Genomic DNA, 20,274 nt, shown 5'->3' with positions numbered 1-20,274 from the left:
GACGGATCTTTAGGTTTAAGGAGATTTTCTTTCTTGTTCCGTTATTTGCTTGGGCAGGTGGACGGTCAGTTGGTTGAATGGAATGCCGAGTCCGTGTTCATTGCAGATTCTGACCAGGGTGGTTTGAATCTCCCTACGGCACTCTTCATAGCGGTCGGCATTTCGTCCATGCACATAAACTTCTATCACCAGGTTGAGGGAACTGGCCCCCGCATTATCGAAAATGACTTCGAGTTCATAGAAGTTGGGGTCCTCTCCTTCAAAATGGTGTTTGAGATGCCGCCTGACTTCCTTTTCAAATAGCTGGGGAATTTCGTCGCAAATTCTGGATTGAACTTCATAATCCAATCCGAATTCAATGGAATATTCAAACCCGTTAGAAATATTAACGGGATTCTGGCCTAGAAAATCCTCCGTCGAGTAATATTTCAACGCGCCTCCCTCTTTCAAATTGATCACCACCTGCTCCATGGTCTGGTATTCCACCCTGCCGTAAATATCATCGCCAAGAAGAACCCAGTCATGCGTCTTGGTCGGAAACCAAGGCTCATTTTTCACCACGGGGCGGGAATGCAAATCGACCAACATAGAAAGTGGTAGATAAATTTCACCTCCCTCAAGCCGTTCGTTGACCAACGTGGCCTGCAGGCGGATTTCCTTTACCAGCCAGGGAACTCCATTCCAGATCAGGCGTTGTCCCTCCCGGACGGTTCCGAGGTCCACGATTAACTTGATCTCCTGGAGAAATTTCGGTATCCATTGACGGGATGTCCACACCACGAGGAAAAACCCCATGACGATCAGAGTGATCAGCAGCCAGTCATTGAAAAAGTAGAGACAAACGAGTCCGACGAGCAGGCAAAACAGCAGGACGACAAAGTTGTAGGCGGCGCTGAAAAGTTTGCCGATGGAAGACGTTCTTTTCGTTAGAAATTTTCGGGTCAGAATCCATTTGCGGAGCCGGGAAAGCACCCACCAAAACCCTGTAAAGGCTGCGATGGTGACCAATAAATTCCGACCCCGGGTCTTGAAAAATTCCTTGAGGGTCTGGGTTGCAGTATCTATCACCGACTCATCGGCGCCGAGCAATTTTTCCAGATTGCTGCGTGCCTTTTCCACGTTGAGCTGGACCAGCTCAGGGTAATACTTGTCTCGTAAAAGACGGAGGTGGGTCAGGTAGGTTTTTTCATCCTCCATGTCCTTAGGTGGATCTTTTTCTATATCCTCAAGGATCGCAGAAATATTTTTTGAGGCTTCCTGATGGAGAATAAATTTGGCTTCCAGGTCTTTGATTTTGCCCTTTAACTCGTCAATCTGCCGGGGTTTTTCGGTGAGGTTGCGGATGGCTGATAGCAACGGCCTGGTGAGTTCTTCCACTTCCTCGATCCATTCCAATTTCCCTTTCTCTTCGGCATCCTCAATAGAAAGCTGGGTGGCCATGGATTCAAAGTCCAGGTCCAATTTGTCCAATTGGGCCTGAAGTTGCCCGATTTCTTCGGTGGCTTTTTTGGATGGGGGCTGTTTCAGCAGGTCATCAATTTCCCGTTGAAGGACCAGATTTTTTTTTGTTATCAGGAAAAGGTGGCGGCGGATTTTGTCTCTGTCGTTATTCTCCGCATCTTCAGCGGCCAGGCAAATTCCTGTGGTGAGGAGGCAAAATACCCCAACTAAAAAGATGGCAAGGGCCCGTTGGATGCAACGCGATTTAAAGAGGGTTGGCGGGCGTAAGGCGAGTGAACTTTGCAAAGTGGTCACAATGTTTATGGAGTCAGAACCCGGAAAGTATTTTTATTGAACGTTCCTGAGTTCGAATCATATCATTGTTGAGGCGGGGTTAACAATGTTTCCAGGATGGCTTTTTCCATATGGAGACGATTTTCGGCCTGGTCAAAAACAATGGAATGGCTGCCATCCATGACTTCCGAGGTTATTTCCATTTCGCGATGGGCGGGCAGGCAGTGCATGACCAGCACGCCGTCTTTGGCGGCATCGACCAGCTTCTGGTTGATCTGATAAGGTTGCAATTGTTTGATTTTATCTTCCGCTTCGTTCTCCTGGCCCATGCTGACCCAGACATCGGTATAAATCACATCCGCATTGCGAACCGCTTCCATAGGGTCTTCCAGGATCTCGATATTTTTCTGGGAGGGCAACCCTTTGGGCCATGGGAGTTGAAAATTTTTGGGACTGGCGACTGCAAGATCAAATCCCATGACCGAAGCTCCCACGATCCAGGAATAAACGACATTATTTCCATCGCCTACATAGGCGACTTTGATATTTTCGATGTCCCCCAGCTTTTCATGAATGGTGAACAGATCGGATAAAATCTGCACCGGATGATTCAGGTCGGTGAGGCCATTGATTATGGGGATGGTGGCGTGTTTGGCCAGGTTGGTCACATCTTCGTGGTCGTAGGTTCTTACAACAAGCCCATGCAGATACCTGGAAAGAACCTTTGCCGAATCTTCCACCGTTTCGCCGCGGGTCATTTGCAGTTGATCCGTGGTTAAAAACAAGGACTGGCCTCCCAGTTCAAACATACCGACTTCAAAAGAAATCCGCGTCCTGGTGGAGTGCTTGCTGAAAATCATCCCCAGTGATTTTCCCTTCAAGGGTTCATAGGGGACGTTGTCGATGCGCAACCGTTTTAATTGAGCGGACTTTTCCAGAAGCTTTAAAATTTCCTCACGGCTGAAGTCGTTGATTGCAAGCAAATCCTTTTTCATAAGATATCCAATAAGTTACATGTTAGTGGAGAAAATTGATTCCGGCTAACTGAGCTATTCCGCTTCAGCCGTTTTCAAACTTTTGGACAAGCAACTGATCAATCCATCGATTTCCTTTTTGGTCACGATCAAAGGAGGAGTGAATCGAAGTATATTTTGCTGGATGCAGTTGACCAGATATCCCTGGCGCATGCAATCCTCTACGATACTCGCGCCCGGTTGCTTGAGCTCCAACGCCAATAGCATCCCGACGCCGCGAGCCTCTTTGACGATTGAAAAGTTTTCTGCCAGTTCCTCAAGGCGCGAGAAAAAATAGTTTCCGATCTGTTCCGCTTTTTCCAGAAAACCCGGTTTCGTATAAATTTCAAGAGCCGCCAGCGCGGCGGAGCAGGCCAGGGGATTTCCTCCAAAAGTGGCGGCATGGGTTCCAGGGACGAAAGATTTCATCACACGGTTGGTCGCGGCCAATGCGCCAATGGCGACACCCGCGCCCAGAGCTTTCGCAAGCGTCATGATGTCGGGTTTGATGCCGAATCTCTCATAGGCAAAAAGTGGACCCGTTCTCCCGAATGCGGTTTGCACTTCGTCCAGAATTAATAAGCAGCCGTTTTTCGTGGATAACTTTCTTAGTTCCTTGAGATACTTTTTGTCTGGAATGTTGACGCCCCCTTCTCCCTGAACCGGTTCGACCAGCACGGCGCAGGTTTTGGAAGACAGGGCTTTTTGTACCGCCGGAATATCATTGAAGGCAACATATTTAAAACCGGGTAACAGAGGGCCGAACCCTGTATGGAATTTTTTTTGTCCCGTTGCGGAAAGAGAGCCGGTCGTGCGTCCATGAAAAGAGTTATTCATGGTGATAATCTCGTGGCGGTTTTTGTCGCCCTTGTCAAAAAAATACCGGCGTGCCAGTTTGATGGCCCCTTCATTGGCTTCGGTGCCACTGTTACAAAAAAATACTTTATCCGCGAAAGAAAGGCGGGTCAATTCTGCGGCCAGTAAAGATTGCGATTCGATGTGGAATAAGTTCGATACGTGAAGCAACTGACCCGCTTGTTTGCGAATGGCAGAAACCACCGCAGGGTGGCAATGGCCTAAATTGTCTACGGCGATCCCAGAGACAAAATCGGTGTATTGTTTTCCTGAGGCGTCCCAGACCTGAGTTCCTTTTCCCCGAACCAGAGCAATGGGATAGCGGCCGTAGGTGGAGGCGACATGCTGCTGAGTCAGCTTCACTATGTCCTGATTGTTTTTCATGAATTTTCAAGCCTTGTAAATTTAGTCTTAATTTATTGAAACCAGAAACATTAGCATAATTTGTTATTGATGAACATAGCAAAAGGTCCCATAATTCGGGCATCTAGAATGGGTAATCCCCGTCAGGGTCAGGGACATGATAATTTTCGAAAAAATTAAACGATTGGGACGAGGGACGCTTGCGGCCCTTTTGGAAGGACTGTTCCCCCGCAATTGTATTTTTTGTGAAAAAAGCCGGGACCGGGGAGGGGAGTTTTTATGTGGCCTGTGCGAAAATGAAATCGCGTTTATCGACCCGCCGTTTTGTAGGGGTTGCGGTATTCCCGCCGATATTTCCTACGAGACTCCCAAAGAGAATTTTGAGTGCGCGTTGTGCCGGAAAAATTTGTATACCTTTGACCGGGCCCGGTCGTTGGGACCCTATGATTCCGTCTTGAAACAATTGATTCTGCATTTAAAGTTTTGCAACCAGCCGGGAGTTATGAAAGACATCGTTCCTCTTCTTGCCGGTTACTTTGAAAAAAAGGATGAATCCTGGGAAGGCTTTTATGTGGCTCCCGTTCCTTTGCATTTCAGAAGAATGAAGGCAAGGACGTTCGATCAATCCTTTTTGCTGGCCAGGGAAGTCGCCAGGACATTGAGTTTGCCGCTGGCCAACGGGTTGTTACTAAGAGTGAAGGATACGGAGTCCCAGGCCAAAAAAACCAGGGTCGAACGGGCGAAAAATATCAAAGGCGCTTTTCAGGTTAACCGGCCCGAACGGGTCGCAGGACTGGACATTCTTCTGGTGGATGATGTTTTAACCACCGGTGCGACCGCCAATGAGGCGGCCAAAGTGCTGAAGCGAGCCGGAGCCGGGCGCGTTGATGTGTTCACCCTGGCCCGAGCCTTGCCCTACGGCAATGCGATAGAAACCCTGTCTTCATGAAGAACCCAACGACTACCGCAGACTTGTGGTGATAAACCACCAGGAGCCAATGCTGGCGAAATAACCCACTGCAATCGCCGGTGCCCACTTGAGATGTTTCATGAATGTATAGTTTTCCCGGTCGACACCCATAACCGCGACTCCGGCGGCGGAACCGACGGAAAGCAGGCTTCCTCCTACACCCGTGGTCATGGTGATTAACAGCCATTGGTCCAGTCCCATGGCCGGGTCCATCTTCAGGACGGCGTACATGACCGGGATATTATCGACGATGGCGGAAAGAAGGCCCACAATGATATTGGAGGCGGTCGGCCCCAGGGTTCCATATAAATTTTGGCTGGCCAATGCCAGATAACCGATATATTGCAAAGCTCCTACAGCGGTGAGAACCCCAAAAAAGAAAAGCAGAGTGTCAAACTCGACCACTTCCACCCTCTTGAAAATATCGAACCGCGGTTTTTGCCTGCGGTCTTCAATACCCAGCTCCTTGAGGTAAGGCGCGTCTCCCCAACGTTTCAGATAAAATCCAAATAGCATCAAGGCCCCCAAACCAAACATCATCCCCAGAAATGGAGGCAGATGCAGGAACTGGTGGAAGGAGACTGCCGTGGCGACAGTGGCGATTCCGAGGCCGATGACAACCCTGGCGCCGGGTTTTAACGGCACGACATCCGAGTTGCCCTCAGGTTTTTCATTGGGCACAAAGGGGTACATGATGAGCGCTGGAATGATCCAGTTGATCACGGCAGGTATCATCAGATAAGCGAATTCCATGGTTTGGACTTTTCCCGATGTCCAGACCATCAGGGTGGTGATATCGCCAAAAGGACTCCAGGCCCCGCCCGCATTAGCGGCCACAATGATATTCACAAAGGCAGGCACGATGAACTTGGCGTTTCCGCCGCTGACTGCCAGAGCGACGGTAGACATCAGAAGAGCGCTGGTCAGGTTATCTGCTAACGGGGACAGGAGAAAAGTGATCAAACCGGTGGCCCAGAACAGCTTTTTGAACCCCAGGCCTTTTCTTAGCAACCAGGACCGCAGGGCCTGGAACACGTTTCTTTCGTCCATCGTGTTGATATAGGTCATGGCCGAAAGGAGAAAGAAAAACAATTCCCCAATTTCGGCGATCAATTCCTTAAGATAATCGTGGGCGTGTCCCTCTCCACCATGCTGGGCTTCATAAATTCCGATCAGGGCCCACATAAAACAGCCGGTGAAAACGACTGGCTTGGATTTTCGCATGTGGATTTTTTCTTCGAAAATAACCAGGGTGTAGGCAAGGATAAAGCAGATCAGGCAGATATATCCTGCCCAGGTAACAGTCATATTTCCCATAGTGGAATCCTTAAAAAAGGCAATTTTAAGCATCTACTTCGATGCTTAATTATAATTATACATTTCTATTCAATGAAATTTGAATATGTGTATTTTCGGATCTGACATAATTCGCATATCTCCTTATATTACAATAAAATAGGAAATTTGTGGAAATAAATTTTTGAAAGTGTGCTTTTATGCAAAAAATAAGGCGTAGTAAAAATCTAATTTTATTGAAAAACCGCCAGATTTTCTGTTTTCCCGTGGGGAATATTGGAAGGCGGAATATCTTTGAAGTTTCGCCTGTAAAGGGGGCGCTATAGGGATTTTAAAATCTATGTGGCAATTATTTTACTTTCTGATTGACGGCGTTGCTCTAGTAGATTTTTCGAGACACCGATTTATCCGTAGCGCACAGAAGAAGGCATCGGTCTGCAGGGCTTAGGGGTTAAATTATGAGTCGGTTAGGAGGGGGTTTCAATCAACAGGAAAGTACCTCAGGGTGTGGCCGAAGGGGGCTTTAAATGGAAAGACTGAGTGCTCTAAAGTCCTAAAATATAATAACTTTTATAATTTTCATGATATGACGAATAAGGTTGACTGTGGTTGGATATATGATAATATTTGCTCCATCGTCAGTAGGATAAATATTAAAATACTCTCAAAATTCTCATAGAAATTTATTAGTTAATTGACAGGATTTGATTTAACTCAATATTTGTCGGAAGGAAAGAGGTTCGTAGAGGACGCTATCCAGGAGTTTTTGCCCCAGGAAAGTAGCTATCCCGAAAGTATCCACTCGGCGATGAATTACAGCGTTCAAGCCGGCGGAAAACGTTTGCGTCCCATATTGGTGATTGCGGCAGCCGAAGCCGTTGGGGGAGACCGGAAGACTGTCCTGCCTTTTGCGGTTGCGGCCGAATTGATCCACACCTACACCCTGATACACGATGATCTGCCTGCCTTGGATAATGACGATTTTCGCCGTGGAAAACCAACCAATCATAAAGTGTTTGGCGAGGCGATAGCCATTCTTGCAGGGGACGCCTTGTTGACTCAGGCGTTTATTTTGATGACAAACACCGCTTTGCTGGAGGGTGTGCCGGAACGGGAAATTTTGAAAGCCACTCATGAAATGGCCCAGGCTTTGGGGTCGGGGGGGATGATTGGTGGACAGGTTGTCGATTTGGAGTCAGAGGGTAAGCCGATAACCTCGGAATCTCTTGAATATATTCACATTTACAAGACGGGCTATTTGATTCAGGCCTGCATTGGCGTGGGGGCCAGGTTGGGCGGGGCAAGCCCCTCTCAGTTGAAGGATTTGTCTCGGTATGGAGCGCATATTGGATTGGCCTTTCAAATTATCGATGATATTTTGGATATAACTGCAGATCAGGAAATGTTAGGAAAAGATGTCGGGAGCGACCTGGATAAGGAAAAAGCCACGTATCCGGCCCTTTATGGTTTGCAGGAGTCCAAAAATAAAGCCGATCAATTAGTGAAGGAAAGTATTGCTTGTCTGGAACAATTTGATGGTCGAGCTGATCCCCTGCGTGAGATCGCCCGGTTTTTTGTCCAACGAACATTTTAATTGGGTAAGCTTATGAACAAGCTTTTGAGCCAAATAGAGGGCCCTGATGATTTGAAGAAAGTCCCATTGAAAGACTTTCCTCAACTTGCCAGGGAAATTAGGGATACCCTTTTACATACTATTTCTCAGAGCGGAGGCCATCTTTCGTCCAACCTTGGAGTGGTGGAGCTGACTCTGGCGATGCATTACGTGTTTGATAGTCCGAAAGATAAATTTATCTGGGATGTCGGGCACCAGAGCTATGTTCATAAATTACTGACTGGCAGGCTTGACCGGTTCCATACCCTGCGTAAATACGATGGCCTGTGTGGATTTACAAAAAGGGAAGAGAGTGTTCACGACCATTGGAACTGCGGCCATGGCGGGACCTCAATTTCGGCGGCTCTTGCCTTTGCCAAGGCCCGGGATCTGAAAAATGAAAAAAGTAAAGTTCTTGCCGTCATCGGTGACGGATCTCTCACCGCCGGAATGGCTTTTGAGGGTTTGAACCATACCGGGCATTTGAAGAGCGACATGATTGTTGTTCTGAATGACAATGAAATGTCCATCTCCCAGAATGTGGGAGGCATGTCTGCCCACTTGAGCAAGATTCTCACAGGGCAGGTCATGCTCAAAATCAAGTCGGAAATCGATGAGCTTCTGCTTGCCATTCCTGGAATTGGGAAAGAAATTTCCAGGTACGCGCATAAAATTGATGAAACGATCAAGGGATTGTTTATTCCCGGCAGATTGTTTGAAGACCTGGGTTTTCGTTATGTCGGCCCGGTGGACGGTCATGATGTCGAATCGCTGATAGAAACCTTTGAGACGATTCGCGACTTGAAGGGTCCCACTCTTCTGCACGTTGTCACCCGAAAAGGCAAAGGTTATGAGTTGGCTGAGGAAAAAGCCGATGTGTGGCATGGCGCCAAACCTTTCGATATCGCCACCGGACAATTCCATAAAAAGAAAGCCAATCCGGGGTACACCAACGTATTTGCTGATGCGTTGATTGATCTTGCCAGGGAAGATGAAAAAATTATCGGTATCACGGCAGCTATGCCCGATGGCACCGGGATGAGTATATTTGAGAAGGAATTTCCTGATCGCACATTTGATGTGGGTATGGCGGAACAACATGCGGTGGCTTTTGCCGGTGCATTGTCCATCGAGGGATTCAGGCCAGTGGTAGCCATTTATTCCACTTTTCTGCAACGTGCCTACGATCAGGTGGTGCATGATATCTGTCTGATGAATCTTCCTGTCACCTTTGCCATGGACCGGGCGGGGATTGTCGGCGAAGATGGTGCGACGCATCAGGGCTTGTACGATATTTCCTTTCTGAGAGCCTTGCCTAATATGGTGCTGATGGCTCCGAAAGATGAAAATGAAATGCGGAGAATGCTCAAAACGTGCATCTGTCACAACGGGCCGGCCGCTATGAGATATCCTCGCGGCGCCGGGCTTGGCGTCCCTCTGGACCCTGAAATCGAAACGCTGGAAATTGGTAAAGGCGAGGTGATCAAAGAAGGCGGGGATATCGCTATTTTTGCCTACGGTCATATGGTGGAAACGGCGGAGGAGGTCGCCCGGATGCTTGCAAAAGACGGGATCAACGCGGCCGTGATCAATGCCCGGTTTGCCAAGCCTGTGGATAAAGATCTGGTTGGTAGATATGCCGGAATCACCAATTGTTTTGTAACCCTTGAGGAACATGCTCTCAAAGGAGGTTTCGGTTCCGCGATTCTGGAAACTCTGCACGAAGAAAAATTTTCCACAGCAACTCAGGTCAAATGCATCGGAATGCCAGACATTGTTTTAGAGCATGGATCTCCCACCATTCAACGTAAGGATCTCAAGCTGGACGTGGATGGCGTCTATGAAACCGTTCTCGAACATTACCGGGAGATGGGCAAGGGATCGGCTATCAGTGGCGAGGATAAGAAGCTGTTGTCAGGAAACGGAACAAAAGCCTTTATTAAGCCTGAAAAAAAGCACCTAAAAATCAAGCACTCAGTGAATGGCTAGAACTTCTAAAGTCCGGCGCGTCACCGGCGAAACAGAAATTGAAGTCGAACTCAATATTGATGGAACTGGAAAGCACGATATCCAGACCACCATCCCCTTTCTCGATCACATGCTCACCCAGCTGGCTCGACACGGGTATTTTGATCTGCACGTCCGCGCCAAAGGCGATATCGAAATCGACTTCCACCATACGGTGGAGGATATGGGAATCACCCTGGGGCAGGCATTCCGTGAGGCGTTGGGTGATAAAAAAGGCATCCGCCGTTTCGCTCAGGCATCCCTTCCTTTGAATGAAGCGTTAGCGCATTGCGTCATCGATATTTCGGGTCGGTCTTTTTTCGTATTCAATTGCGACCTGCCAAAGTCCAAAATCGGCGAGTTTGACGTGGAGTTGGTGCCGGAGTTTTTTCAGGCATTTTCTGCGAATAGTGGCGTTACCCTGCATTTTAATGCCGATTCGTGGACCAATCTGCATCACATCATCGAAGCCATGTTTAAGGCCTTCGCCCGAGCAATGGACCAGGCCTGCTCTCTCGACCCGCGATCCAGCGAGGTCCCATCCACCAAGGGAAAATTGTAGGTGATTGCCGTTATCGACTACGGCATGGGAAACCTGCGGTCGGTTCAAAAAGCTTTTGAAGCCGTGGGGGCCAAGGCTGTAGTGACCCGGAAACTATCGGAGATTCTCTCAGCATCGGCTGTTGTTTTGCCTGGAGTAGGGGCTTACAAGGATTGCATGGACAATCTGCAACAGCTGGAACTGGTCGATGCAGTTCACAAATCAATTCAAAGTGGCAAACCCTTTCTAGGAATCTGTCTGGGATTGCAGTTACTATTCCACCAAAGCGAAGAATTCGGACAGGTTTCCGGCCTGGAAATTCTTCCTGGAGATGTGGTGGGATTTGCTGGCAGAATTCCAGATTCGGAGAATGGTTCCTCCCTCAAAGTGCCCCACATGGGGTGGAACACAGTTCAGATAAAAAAAAATAACCCTCTCTTTAAGTCGATTCCCAACGAGTCCTATTTTTATTTTGTGCATTCCTATTATGTTGTTCCTCAACAAACGGATGACATCGCCACGACAACTCAATATGGAATCGAGTTCGTTTCCAGCATTCATCACGAGAATATTTATGCCTTTCAATTCCATCCTGAAAAGAGCCAAAAGCTGGGATTAACGATTTTGAAAAATTTCTCCGAGCTAAAATAAATTTTCGTCATCTACCAGCTTCCCTGATCAATGGTTAGATCATCTGCCCTGTGGTATCCTGCTCTTATAAAAACTCAAGATTGATCCCCCATTGAAACAGACCTTACCCGAACAGAACCCGCATTACCTGCGAGGAATATTGATGGCCCTGGTGACGACCCTGCTGTGGGGGTTTTTGCCGGTCCTTTTGAAAATCGCCCTGAACTCTTTTTCTGCGGGAACCATCGCCTGTTTTCGTTTCATTTTTGCATTTGTGATTCTTTATCTCATTCTTTTCTTTAACGGCTCCAAGCCACACCGTTTTTTACGAAGACCCCCTTTGCTGGGAATTTTGGCCGGAGCGGCGCTGGCGGCAAATTATTTCGCAATGACCCAGAGCGTCAACCTCAGCAGTCCCTCCAACGCGGCGATTCTCATTCAACTGGCTCCGGTAATCATGGTTGTGGTCGGGGTGATGTTTTTCAAGGAGCGGGTGAACTGGCAGCAGTTAGCCGGATTCGGCATTGCGTCGGTGGGGTTTTACCTGTTTTATCTAGATCAACTGGCCAACGTAAAGGATATGGAAATATATTCCTCCGCCACCGTCTACATTGTTTTTGCGGCGGGGATTTGGGTCCTGTACATTTCCTGCCAGAAAATCCTCAGCCGTTCCTACGGCGCTCAATCGTTGAATTTATTAGTATACGGAGTGGCGGCTCTGGTTCTGGTTGCCAAGGTAGAATGGTCGGAATTTCTGGGGATCGGCTGGATGGATTGGCTGTTGCTGGTGGTGCTGGGGATAAACACCCTGCTGGCTTACGGAGCATTGGCGGAAGCGGTGAAATATATTCCACTGACCATCATCAGCCCCGTCATCACCATGAACCCCATGATCACCCTGACAGCCATGCTTGTCCTGCCGCAGTTCAGTTCCGGCGCCCTTATCGCGGAAACCATTGGGACGGGGGGATATATGGGCGCCGCAATCGCGATCGTTGGCGTGGTTCTGGTGGTCGTCAAGAAATAGTGTTCTTTACTTAGCCCTGGACGGCGGAAGAGTTATTCCGGCTTGACCCCGGTGATGACTCCTGTGGGGACGGCCTGTACCCGAAAATGCCGGATCTCGGCGAACCCCTCCTCCTCCATCCATTTAATTTTTTCTTTCACAGGATGGGCTTTCCCGCTTTCTGTCAACATCCCCATATTCAGGTTGAACAGGGCATCCTCTACCGGCGCCGTTTCCTCTTTATCAGTACAGAATCCGTGGATCACGATTCTGCCGCCAGGTTCCAGGGCACGTTGAGCTTTGCGGATCAGGTTTTTACCCACGTCCTCGCCGTACATGTGAATGACATTGGCGAATAGAATCAAGTCATACCCTTCGCCAAAATCGTCCTTGTTGAAATCTCCGGGCTGGGTGTTCACCCGGTCTTCAAGTCTATAGCGGTGAATATAATCCTGAGCCACGGCAATGACGGGTGGGATGTCGAAAACCGTGGCATGCAGGTGATTGTGAAGCTTGGCCCACTCCAGCGAATAGGTTCCTGGTCCGCCACCGATATCCAGCATTTTGCGGGCCTCGCCAATGGGAAGTTCACGGGCCAGCATCCAGGTGGCTTTTAGTCCCTTGGCGTGCATGGCGTCGATGAAGGCACGCATTTCTTCCGGTTGATTGCCAAGAACCTCCATGATGTTTTTTACCATCTTTCCCGACCGGATGAATTCAGGCAGCTCCAGCCATACGGGTAATAGATCGGCTGAGAGTTTGATCCACTGTTGCATCGAGTGGTCACCGTCTTTGGTCAGGTAGTTCTGCCACTCTCCGGGCAAGTGGAAGGCATGGTTCTTCTTGATCACGATTCCCATGGCAGTGAGTCCGTTGAGCAGTCGCTCCGTACCCTTCAGGGAAAGGCTCAACTTGCGGGCCACATCTTTTGCCGTAACGGGGGATTTCAATTCATCAAACACCTTGAGCTTGTTCGCCGTCATGAGCACACAGGCCGGTTGGTAAGCACTCAGTAATTTCCCAATTTCTTTATCAATTTCCATTTTATTCTGTTCCAAAAAAGAGTTGAGGGTGGTTGGACACGATTTTAACAGATGCAGTATTTAATATTTCACTTTAAATCTGCATGGGGATAACGAAAAATGACAAAGAAAAGGCCCACTCTAAGCAAAAGAGAGTCGGGAGAATTATTAAAGGGTGTCTCTAATAATTCGATATTTTTATGTCTGGCAACTCGCGGACCTTTATTTCATAAGGCCCGCTCATGGCCCGGAACCATTTTTAGAGATGCCCTAAATTTTGTCTTTGTTTTTGGGAGGGGTGGAATTTTGGAAGAAGCGGGTATTTACCGGAACTGGAATTCGGTGGGTAGCTTCAGTTATGGAAAATGCGAAAGATTGATTGGGTGACTCTGGTGGAGGTCAGAGGGAGCAAATTCTCCCTCACGCTACTTATAAACGCTGGAAATAGATATAAGACCTGTACTCTATCAGTTCTCTTCTTTCTTTTGGAATATGAGCCCCAACAAAAATATATGATTCCCTTCATTTTCAAAAGGAATGAAGGTTTTTGCGGAGCTTAGTTTTTCCACTCCAAACACGCTGTGTCCGCTTCCGACAATGGTGGTGGGCAGGCCGACGTCAAAATGAAAGTTTCCATTGACCGTACTATTGGATTTTTCTGAATGTGTTAAATTTATAATTTCTTTTGCCAAATGTGAAATTTCAACTTTGACGTTTCCAGCGATGATATTTGAAATTTCAGTAACAACATTACAAATATCCTTCATGCTGCTGGCATCCTCGCCAAACAATCCCTGATAAACTTTTCTAGCGACTTCCTCGGAAAAATTGAGGATGATCATGATTTCAACGTTCTTCGCTTCATCCGTGAGCTTGATTATGGCGCTGATTTCCCCCGGTAAATCTTCTGTCTCTGTGGGGGCAAGAGGGGAGGCTTCCAGCATGAAATTTTGAACGGCTTCGAGGGTGGATTTTGAAAAGGCATCGATTAATTTTTGATCCACACTTTTTCTAATAGTATCTTTTATAGAAAGCATGCCGACGATTTGGCTTTTATCCATCACCGGAACATGCCTGATTTTATTATCTATCATGAACTTTTTTGCATCTTCAACGGGCGTGGAGCGTTCCAATGTGAGCAGCGGGGCATTCATGATTTTTGAAACTTCGGTGGTGTCAGGGTCCATTCGTTGACTGATGGCCTTTCGTATAAAGTCCCTTTTGGTAACTATCCCTACATTTTCATTATTTTCACTCACAATAAGTGAGCTTATTTTGTTTTCATTCAACTGCTTTAAAAATTCCCGAAGTGTCGAGTTGGATTGAATCGTTATGATGGGAGATTTCATGTAAGTGCCAATATTCTCTGTAGTTCCTTCTTTAAATACAGTTTTCATAGGCCTCGGATCAGTAGTGTTAATTTTCAGTATATGTAAATATTATAATACTTTACGAGAAAAAACAAAATTTATTTTTAATAAATTATTGATTTAATTGGAGTAATGTTGAAAAACCGCGTATTGGGAGGACTCTGGAAAATCGACAATAGAGGAGGATCGTTTATTGGCTGCGGGATTTCATGGCTTTATCGATTTCCCGGTCGGCGTCGCGTTTTTTGATCGACTCGCGTTTGTCGTGCAGTTTTTTGGCTTTGGCAAGAGACAGCTCTATCTTGACTTTACCGCCCTTGAAATAAACTTTGAGAGGGATGAGGTTGTATCCCTTTTCCTTGGTCTTGCCGATCAGTTTTTCGATTTCCCGCTTGTTGAGAAGCAGTTTTCGTTTCCGCATGGGATGGAGGCTGAACTGGCTGAGGGCCGGGGCGTAGGGGTTGATATGAAAATTATTGAGCCAGACTTCACCCCCCTCGACCGAGGCGTAGCTGTCCACCAGATTGGCCTTGCCCTCGCGCAGGGATTTCACCTCGGGGCCGCGTAGCACGATACCGGCTTCCATCGAGTCTTCGACGAAGTAATTGTGCCGCGCCTTTTTGTTTTGGCAGATGATTTTGATACCGTCCATGATTTTTCTTTGATTTTTTTTGACAGGATTAACAGGATTGACAGGATGGATCAAACCCTTATTTCTTACTAATTTTTATATCCTTTAATTTTCTTTTTACTTCGACTTTATCCTCTCCGAAGTTTATTAATAACCCAACAGGCTTTCCCGTTGCCACCAAATAATTAACCAATTGAACTTCATGAGCTGTGAAACATTTTTTACAGATTTTAGTTCTACAATAATAATGTCATCAACCACGATATCCGATATAAAATTTCCTACAACTTTATTTTCATAAAGCACTTTTATAGGTTTTTGAGTTGCAAACCTTAAACCAGATTTTTCCAATTCGATGGCCATACAATTCTCGTAAACGCTTTCCAGAAAACCAAATCCCAAAGTATTGTAAACCTTATAAGCACAGCCAATTATTTTTTCAGTCAGTTCCCTATATTCCATTGTCTAAATTTAATTTGGTTGTAAGAATTAAAAATCCTGTCGATCCTGTTAATCCTGTCTAATCTTTTTTTATCGTGAGTCGGGTTCCCAGACGGAATTTCAGCTTGCTTGCGGCGTTGCCGTCCCGGCAAAAGATTTCGACTTTCCCGCAACTGTTGATCAGGCAACCGATGTCTCCCTTTTTGCATTGCGAGTAATGCGAAGAAAAATCATGGATGCGGGTTTTACCGATTTTAAGAGTCAAGGCGACATTGAGCTGGAAGGTGGCGTTCAAAAGCTCCGACGATATGTTGGAGATGCAATTTCCGAAGTGATCGATGTGGATGATCTCGCCGGTGATTGCATTTTTCTTCACTTCCGGTTGCGGCAGTTCCAGAAGCTGGGGATCGTTGATTTTTCTTCCCATTTTCGATAGCGGCGTTCCCTTGGCGATCCAGGCTGCGGCGGGAGCAAACACGTCACGCCCGTGGAAAGTGAAGGAAATTTCCGGTAAAAAATATTTTTTGCTGGACAGTTCATAAATGCGGGAAGCCGGGTTGATCGCAGGTGTCAGCACCCCATTGTCCGGTCCCACGAAGGTGGCGGATTTATTCTTCACGGCGATGGTCCTGCGTTCACTGCCAACCCCAGGGTCCACGACGACCAGATGCACGCTATTTTTCGGGAAATAGGAATGGGCGGCCTCCAGCGCCAGAGCGGCCTGCGTGATATTTTGCGGCTCGATCCCGTGGGTGATATCAACGATCCGTGTGGTTGGAGCGATGGTCAGGATCACCCCTTTCATGATCCCGACAAAGGGGTCCTCCAGGCCGAAATCGGTTGTCAGAGTTATGATGGCAGGCATCCGGAAACCCCTTGTTCGCTGACGTCTTCGATTGTTACTGACACCAGTTGGTTTTTAAAGCGGTCATCCCCTGGGACGGTGACGGGGATATAGTGCTCGCTGTAGCCGCGAAGATTTCCCGTGACGGAGTCTCTATGGTTCTCCAGCAGAACGGTGACGGTCTTGCCAATGAACTGTCGTTGAAACTGGAGGGATTTTTCATGCGCCAGAGCGGTTAGAATTTTAATACGCTCTTTTTTGACGGTTTTTGGGAGATTGTTCTTGAAGCCATAGGCTTCGGTGCCTTTGCGCGGCGAATAGGCGAACGCATGCAGGTAGGTGAAGGGCAGGCTTTCGATAAGCTTGCGGGTGTTCTCAAAACCTTGATCGGTTTCGCCGGGAAAGCCGATGATGACGTCCGCTCCCAGGCCCAGCCGCGGGATTTTATCCAGCGCCCGATGCACGGTGTCGAGATATTGCCCGGAGTTGTAGTTGCGCCGCATTTTGGCGAGAATGGCATCGTCTCCACTTTGCAGGGGGATATGCAGATGCGGACAGATTTTCTCTTCATCGGCGATCAGTTGTAGCAGATCGTCGTCGATTTCCATGGGGTTGATAGAACTCAGGCGGATGCGGAAGTCTCCTGGTAGGCGAACTATGTCTCGAACCAAAGAGGAAAAGGTTTCCGGAGTTTCTTTGTCCATGCCGTAAGTGCCCAGGTTGATGCCGGTGAGGGTGATTTCCTTGTACCCGGAGTCGATCGCTTCCGTGACGTTATCGAAGATGTTCTGCCTCTCGTCGCTGATCGACTTGCCCCGCGCCCGGACGACAGTGCAAAAGGCGCATTTTTCGTCGCACCCGGTTTGCACCTTGATGAAGGCTTTGGTTTTTCCCTGAAACCCGGAAACCGGGATGGTGCGGAACACCCTTTTTTTGTGAATGTCCGACATGAAGATTTCCGTTTTATCTTCTTTAATCCACCGCGATTCTCCCGCGAGTTTTTTCTTGATGACCCTGGCGATATCTAGTTTGTCGGCGTTGCCGAGAACGATGTCGAGGCCTTCAATTTCGGCGGCTTCATCAGGAGCCAGTTGCGCGTAACAGCCGGTGAAAACCACCAGGGCCTTGTCGTTGATGGTGAGAGAATTTTTCACCGCCAGACGTGAGCTGTAGTCGCTTCGTTGCGTCACCGAGCAGGTGTTGATCACGTAAACATCCGCCACTTCTCTGGAATTGACGATGGCAAACCCTTCCTGTTCCATGAGGGTTTGCATCTCAGCCGTATCGTGCTGATTGGTGCGGCATCCGAGAGTGGCAAAAGCGACTTTCATGATTTCATTGTCCAGTGGTTTGTGATTAGAAAATATGTTGAGTATAACGGATTTCATCTTAGAACAAGCATTTCTTAAGAATCAACCCGAATTTCCCTGAGGGTGGAGATAAAGCAACTTCAATGCGTTAATTCCTTTTTAAGTAAAGGTCTTGACCCTCTCACTGCGGTTTGGTAATATCGGCCCCACGAAAATAGTTGAACGCTTGAATACTCCAGTTCGATCCCTCTTGGGGTCGGATATTTCCCCATTCCTGGATCTGCAAAAGCATGCAAAACGTCAGTCACAAAACAAGAACCTTCCTGGAAAAATGGCTCGACATTACGGTGAAAGATTATGTCAAGTACATGCGCCAGGAAAAGGATGGCGACTTGTATGACCTCATCGTTGGAGGTGTGGAAAAGCCATTATTGGATATCGTCTTAAAGGAGACAAACGGCAACCAGACACAGGCCGCCAATATTTTAGGAATCAACCGCAATACCCTGCGCAAAAAGATCACCGAGTATCAAATCCAATGCCCGAAAAAAGTCTAGCCGTCATCATTCTGGCCGCCGGTAAGGGGACCCGGATGCAATCTCCGCTTGCGAAAGTGTTGCAGCTGTTATCGGGGCATCCGCTGTTATATTATGTTCTGGAGACGGTGAAAGAACTGAATGCCGACCGTGTGAGCGTGGTGGTTGGATTTCAAGCGGATGAAGTGAAGGCCGCATTTCCCGACCCGCGCATCGAGTTTGTCGAGCAAAAGGAACAACTGGGAACGGGCCATGCGGCCCAGCAAACGGAATCCTGTTTGGCGGATTTTGCCGGCGACGTTCTCGTTTTGTGCGGAGACATGCCTTTGATCAAACCCGCCACCTTAAAAAATCTGATAAAAAAGCATCGGGACAGCCAAGCCTCCTGCACCATACTGACGTTGAAGCCTAAAAATGGGGAAATCAAGGATTTTGGCCGCATCCTTCGAGACGAAGATCATACGATCGTCCGCATTGTGGAAAACAAGGACGCCACGCCTGCTGAGAAAAAGGTTGACGAATACAATTCCGGCGTTTATTTTTTTGATAAGGCTTTGTTTTATAAGGCATTGGTTGAAATCGACAATAGTAATTCCCAGAACGAATATTATCTGACGGATACGGTACAGTTTTTTGTCCAGAACAGGCACTCCGTCCAGTCGGTGCAAACCGAAGATTCGGATGAGATTTTTGGGATCAATTCTCCAGAAGATCTGAAAAAAGCGGAACATCTACTAAGGGAAGATAATTCTTCCCTTTAGTTATTTTTGATCTACCTTAATTCCAGGATGACACCCTTATGAAAGCGGTTATTCTCGCCGGAGGCAAAGCTTCCAAACTGGTTCCCTTTGCATCTACCCGTCCCATCCCGATGCTACGGCTTGCCGGCAGGACGTTGTTCGATAATTCGATTGATCTTTTACAGAAATCCGGTGTCAGCGATATTTTTGTGGTGGTCGAGCACCAGAAAGAAAAAGTGATCGAGCGCATTGGCGAACACCGCAACAATGGGTTGAATCTGCATTATGTCGAGCAGGGCAAGAGCCATGGAATCGGTAACGCCATCTTGAAGGTGAAAAACAAAATCTCCCCCGGGGAGTATTTTCTTCTGATTTACGGAGATACCGTCACTGCGGCGAATATTTTCAGTAAAATTCAGCAATCGTTTCATTCCTTCAAGTGCCCGGTGGCTTCCATCTGCCTGCCAACCTCGAACGAGATGTTCGGCAACGTGTTTTTGAACGCGCACATGAAAATCACCAAGATCATCGAAAAACCCAAGGGAAACGATCTTGGCAATTACGTTCTTTCCGGCGCCTACATCCTTCCGGAATCCATATTCAAGACCCTTGAGTCCACCAAAGGCTCTATGGAAAAAGCCCTCAAGAAATTAGTGGAAGGAGAGGGCTTGATGGCTTCGATGTGGGAAGACGAATGGCTGGATATCGTTTATCCCTGGGAGATTTTGACGGCCAATAAGATATTGATGGATTCCTGGGAGAATTCTTCCATCGCCAAATCGGCGGTTTTGGAGTCCAATGTGACCATCCAGGGCACTGTGATGATTGAGGACGATGTGGTGATCAAGGCCGGAGCTATTTTGGAAGGACCGTGTACCATTGGCAAGGGAAGCTATATCGGCAACAATTCCCTCATAAGAAGTTACACCTCTTTAGGGCAGAACTGTTCCGTCGGTTATGGCGTGGAACTGAAAAACTGCGTGGTTCTGGATAGCACCCACATCGGGCGGTTGTCTTTTATCGGTGATAGTGTGCTGGGAGAAAATGTGGATGTGGGGGCGGGTGTCATGACCGTGAACCGCGCCATCGATTGGGAATCTATTTCTGTTAAAAGCGATAATAAAAAAATCGACACGGGGAGAACCAAGCTCGGAGCTTTCATTGGCGACAATGTGGTGATCGGCGCTGGCAATACCATTCAACCGGGAACGGTGATTCCGCATGGTAAAACACTGCCCGCCTGCTATTCAATTAAAAGTGAATAAGGTCGTCTTTTGAGCTGAGAGCCAATCCCGGAAAACAGGGCATTGGTGGTCGTAGAAAATAGTGACTATTGAAATTATCTTAAAAATA

At 47.6% G+C, this 20,274-nt stretch carries 18 protein-coding genes and 1 pseudogene; 9 read left to right on the top strand and 10 right to left on the bottom strand.

Going from position 1 to position 20,274, the window contains the following annotated elements:
* Positions 1-15 precede the first annotated feature (15 nt).
* From O3C58_07160 to O3C58_07150, 3 genes are all read right to left on the bottom strand, one after another.
* On the bottom strand, positions 16-1,755 hold the full coding sequence (locus O3C58_07160; GenBank protein ID MDA0691631.1) for a mechanosensitive ion channel: 1,740 nt from the start codon (positions 1,753-1,755) through the stop codon (positions 16-18).
* 62 nt (positions 1,756-1,817) lie between these two features.
* Positions 1,818-2,729 carry an ornithine carbamoyltransferase gene (gene argF, locus O3C58_07155; GenBank protein MDA0691630.1) on the bottom strand — a complete coding sequence of 304 codons (912 nt, stop codon included), beginning with the start codon at positions 2,727-2,729 and terminating at the stop codon, positions 1,818-1,820.
* Between the two features lie 54 nt (positions 2,730-2,783).
* Positions 2,784-3,986 carry an aspartate aminotransferase family protein gene (locus O3C58_07150; GenBank protein MDA0691629.1) on the bottom strand — a complete coding sequence of 401 codons (1,203 nt, stop codon included), beginning with the start codon at positions 3,984-3,986 and terminating at the stop codon, positions 2,784-2,786.
* Positions 3,987-4,122: 136 nt separating this feature from the next.
* Here O3C58_07150 and O3C58_07145 point away from each other — a divergent pair, with 136 nt between their 5' ends.
* Complete coding sequence (locus O3C58_07145) at positions 4,123-4,914, top strand: ComF family protein (protein MDA0691628.1); 792 nt, start codon at positions 4,123-4,125, stop codon at positions 4,912-4,914.
* A 12-nt stretch (positions 4,915-4,926) separates the two neighbouring features.
* On the opposite strand, the gene nhaD is transcribed toward O3C58_07145, so the two are convergent.
* Complete coding sequence (nhaD, locus tag O3C58_07140) at positions 4,927-6,252, bottom strand: sodium:proton antiporter NhaD (protein ID MDA0691627.1); 1,326 nt, start codon at positions 6,250-6,252, stop codon at positions 4,927-4,929.
* A 673-nt stretch (positions 6,253-6,925) separates the two neighbouring features.
* Between nhaD and O3C58_07135 the strand changes: the two genes are divergently transcribed.
* From O3C58_07135 to O3C58_07115, 5 genes are all read left to right on the top strand, one after another.
* Complete coding sequence (locus O3C58_07135; GenBank protein ID MDA0691626.1) at positions 6,926-7,825, top strand: polyprenyl synthetase family protein; 900 nt, start codon at positions 6,926-6,928, stop codon at positions 7,823-7,825.
* 12 nt (positions 7,826-7,837) lie between these two features.
* Positions 7,838-9,832 (top strand): 1-deoxy-D-xylulose-5-phosphate synthase, encoded by a 1,995-nt coding sequence (dxs, locus tag O3C58_07130; GenBank protein ID MDA0691625.1) that lies wholly within the window; start codon positions 7,838-7,840, stop codon positions 9,830-9,832.
* Positions 9,825-10,412, top strand: coding sequence for an imidazoleglycerol-phosphate dehydratase HisB (hisB, locus tag O3C58_07125; GenBank protein MDA0691624.1), 588 nt, complete (start codon positions 9,825-9,827; stop codon positions 10,410-10,412). The genes dxs and hisB overlap by 8 nt, the downstream gene beginning before the upstream one ends.
* Positions 10,413-11,042 carry an imidazole glycerol phosphate synthase subunit HisH gene (hisH, locus tag O3C58_07120; GenBank protein ID MDA0691623.1) on the top strand — a complete coding sequence of 210 codons (630 nt, stop codon included), beginning with the start codon at positions 10,413-10,415 and terminating at the stop codon, positions 11,040-11,042.
* A 91-nt stretch (positions 11,043-11,133) separates the two neighbouring features.
* The gene (locus O3C58_07115) at positions 11,134-12,048 is read left to right on the top strand and encodes a DMT family transporter (protein ID MDA0691622.1); all 915 of its coding nucleotides are present in this window, start codon (positions 11,134-11,136) and stop codon (positions 12,046-12,048) included.
* Between the two features lie 32 nt (positions 12,049-12,080).
* Here the strand turns inward: O3C58_07115 and O3C58_07110 are convergent, their stop codons facing one another.
* The 6 genes and pseudogenes from O3C58_07110 to mtaB form a co-directional block, all read right to left on the bottom strand.
* On the bottom strand, positions 12,081-13,070 hold the full coding sequence (locus O3C58_07110; protein MDA0691621.1) for a methyltransferase: 990 nt from the start codon (positions 13,068-13,070) through the stop codon (positions 12,081-12,083).
* Between the two features lie 446 nt (positions 13,071-13,516).
* Positions 13,517-14,446: a CBS domain-containing protein gene (locus O3C58_07105; protein MDA0691620.1), complete on the bottom strand. Its 930-nt coding sequence runs from the start codon at positions 14,444-14,446 to the stop codon at positions 13,517-13,519.
* Between the two features lie 163 nt (positions 14,447-14,609).
* Positions 14,610-15,071, bottom strand: a complete 462-nt coding sequence (smpB, locus tag O3C58_07100; protein MDA0691619.1) for an SsrA-binding protein SmpB — start codon at positions 15,069-15,071, stop codon at positions 14,610-14,612.
* 58 nt (positions 15,072-15,129) lie between these two features.
* A pseudogene (locus O3C58_07095) lies at positions 15,130-15,512 on the bottom strand (GxxExxY protein).
* A 58-nt stretch (positions 15,513-15,570) separates the two neighbouring features.
* Positions 15,571-16,356: an SAM-dependent chlorinase/fluorinase gene (locus tag O3C58_07090; protein MDA0691618.1), complete on the bottom strand. Its 786-nt coding sequence runs from the start codon at positions 16,354-16,356 to the stop codon at positions 15,571-15,573.
* On the bottom strand, positions 16,341-17,723 hold the full coding sequence (gene mtaB / locus O3C58_07085; GenBank protein MDA0691617.1) for a tRNA (N(6)-L-threonylcarbamoyladenosine(37)-C(2))-methylthiotransferase MtaB: 1,383 nt from the start codon (positions 17,721-17,723) through the stop codon (positions 16,341-16,343). The genes O3C58_07090 and mtaB overlap by 16 nt, the downstream gene beginning before the upstream one ends.
* Before the next feature lie 212 nt (positions 17,724-17,935).
* Between mtaB and O3C58_07080 the strand changes: the two genes are divergently transcribed.
* From O3C58_07080 to O3C58_07070, 3 genes are read left to right on the top strand one after another with little or no spacing between them, the layout of a single operon-like run.
* Positions 17,936-18,202: a Fis family transcriptional regulator gene (locus tag O3C58_07080; protein MDA0691616.1), complete on the top strand. Its 267-nt coding sequence runs from the start codon at positions 17,936-17,938 to the stop codon at positions 18,200-18,202.
* Positions 18,184-18,942 (top strand): NTP transferase domain-containing protein, encoded by a 759-nt coding sequence (locus tag O3C58_07075; GenBank protein MDA0691615.1) that lies wholly within the window; start codon positions 18,184-18,186, stop codon positions 18,940-18,942. Before O3C58_07080 ends, O3C58_07075 begins: the two co-directional genes overlap by 19 nt.
* A 38-nt stretch (positions 18,943-18,980) precedes the next feature.
* Entirely contained in the window at positions 18,981-20,186 is a 1,206-nt protein-coding gene (locus O3C58_07070) for a sugar phosphate nucleotidyltransferase (GenBank protein MDA0691614.1), read from the top strand.
* Positions 20,187-20,274: the final 88 nt, after the last annotated feature.

The organism is Nitrospinota bacterium (genome assembly GCA_027619975.1).
GTDB lineage: Bacteria > Nitrospinota > Nitrospinia > Nitrospinales > VA-1 > JADFGI01.
This window is presented reverse-complemented; position numbering and strand designations above follow the sequence as displayed.

Excerpts from the sequence above, each read along its gene's own strand:
- O3C58_07090 (MDA0691618.1), bottom strand. The coding sequence starts at position 16,356 with ATGCCTGCCATCATAACTCTGACAACCGATTTCGGCCTGGAGGACCCC.
- smpB (MDA0691619.1), bottom strand. The coding sequence starts at position 15,071 with ATGGACGGTATCAAAATCATCTGCCAAAACAAAAAGGCGCGGCACAAT.
- O3C58_07080 (MDA0691616.1), top strand. The coding sequence starts at position 17,936 with ATGCAAAACGTCAGTCACAAAACAAGAACCTTCCTGGAAAAATGGCTC.
- O3C58_07150 (MDA0691629.1), bottom strand. The coding sequence starts at position 3,986 with ATGAAAAACAATCAGGACATAGTGAAGCTGACTCAGCAGCATGTCGCC.
- nhaD (MDA0691627.1), bottom strand. The coding sequence starts at position 6,252 with ATGGGAAATATGACTGTTACCTGGGCAGGATATATCTGCCTGATCTGC.
- mtaB (MDA0691617.1), bottom strand. The coding sequence starts at position 17,723 with ATGAAATCCGTTATACTCAACATATTTTCTAATCACAAACCACTGGAC.
- dxs (MDA0691625.1), top strand. The coding sequence starts at position 7,838 with ATGAACAAGCTTTTGAGCCAAATAGAGGGCCCTGATGATTTGAAGAAA.
- O3C58_07070 (MDA0691614.1), top strand. The coding sequence starts at position 18,981 with ATGAAAGCGGTTATTCTCGCCGGAGGCAAAGCTTCCAAACTGGTTCCC.
- O3C58_07075 (MDA0691615.1), top strand. The coding sequence starts at position 18,184 with ATGCCCGAAAAAAGTCTAGCCGTCATCATTCTGGCCGCCGGTAAGGGG.
- hisB (MDA0691624.1), top strand. The coding sequence starts at position 9,825 with ATGGCTAGAACTTCTAAAGTCCGGCGCGTCACCGGCGAAACAGAAATT.
- O3C58_07105 (MDA0691620.1), bottom strand. The coding sequence starts at position 14,446 with ATGAAAACTGTATTTAAAGAAGGAACTACAGAGAATATTGGCACTTAC.
- O3C58_07145 (MDA0691628.1), top strand. The coding sequence starts at position 4,123 with ATGATAATTTTCGAAAAAATTAAACGATTGGGACGAGGGACGCTTGCG.
- argF (MDA0691630.1), bottom strand. The coding sequence starts at position 2,729 with ATGAAAAAGGATTTGCTTGCAATCAACGACTTCAGCCGTGAGGAAATT.
- O3C58_07110 (MDA0691621.1), bottom strand. The coding sequence starts at position 13,070 with ATGGAAATTGATAAAGAAATTGGGAAATTACTGAGTGCTTACCAACCG.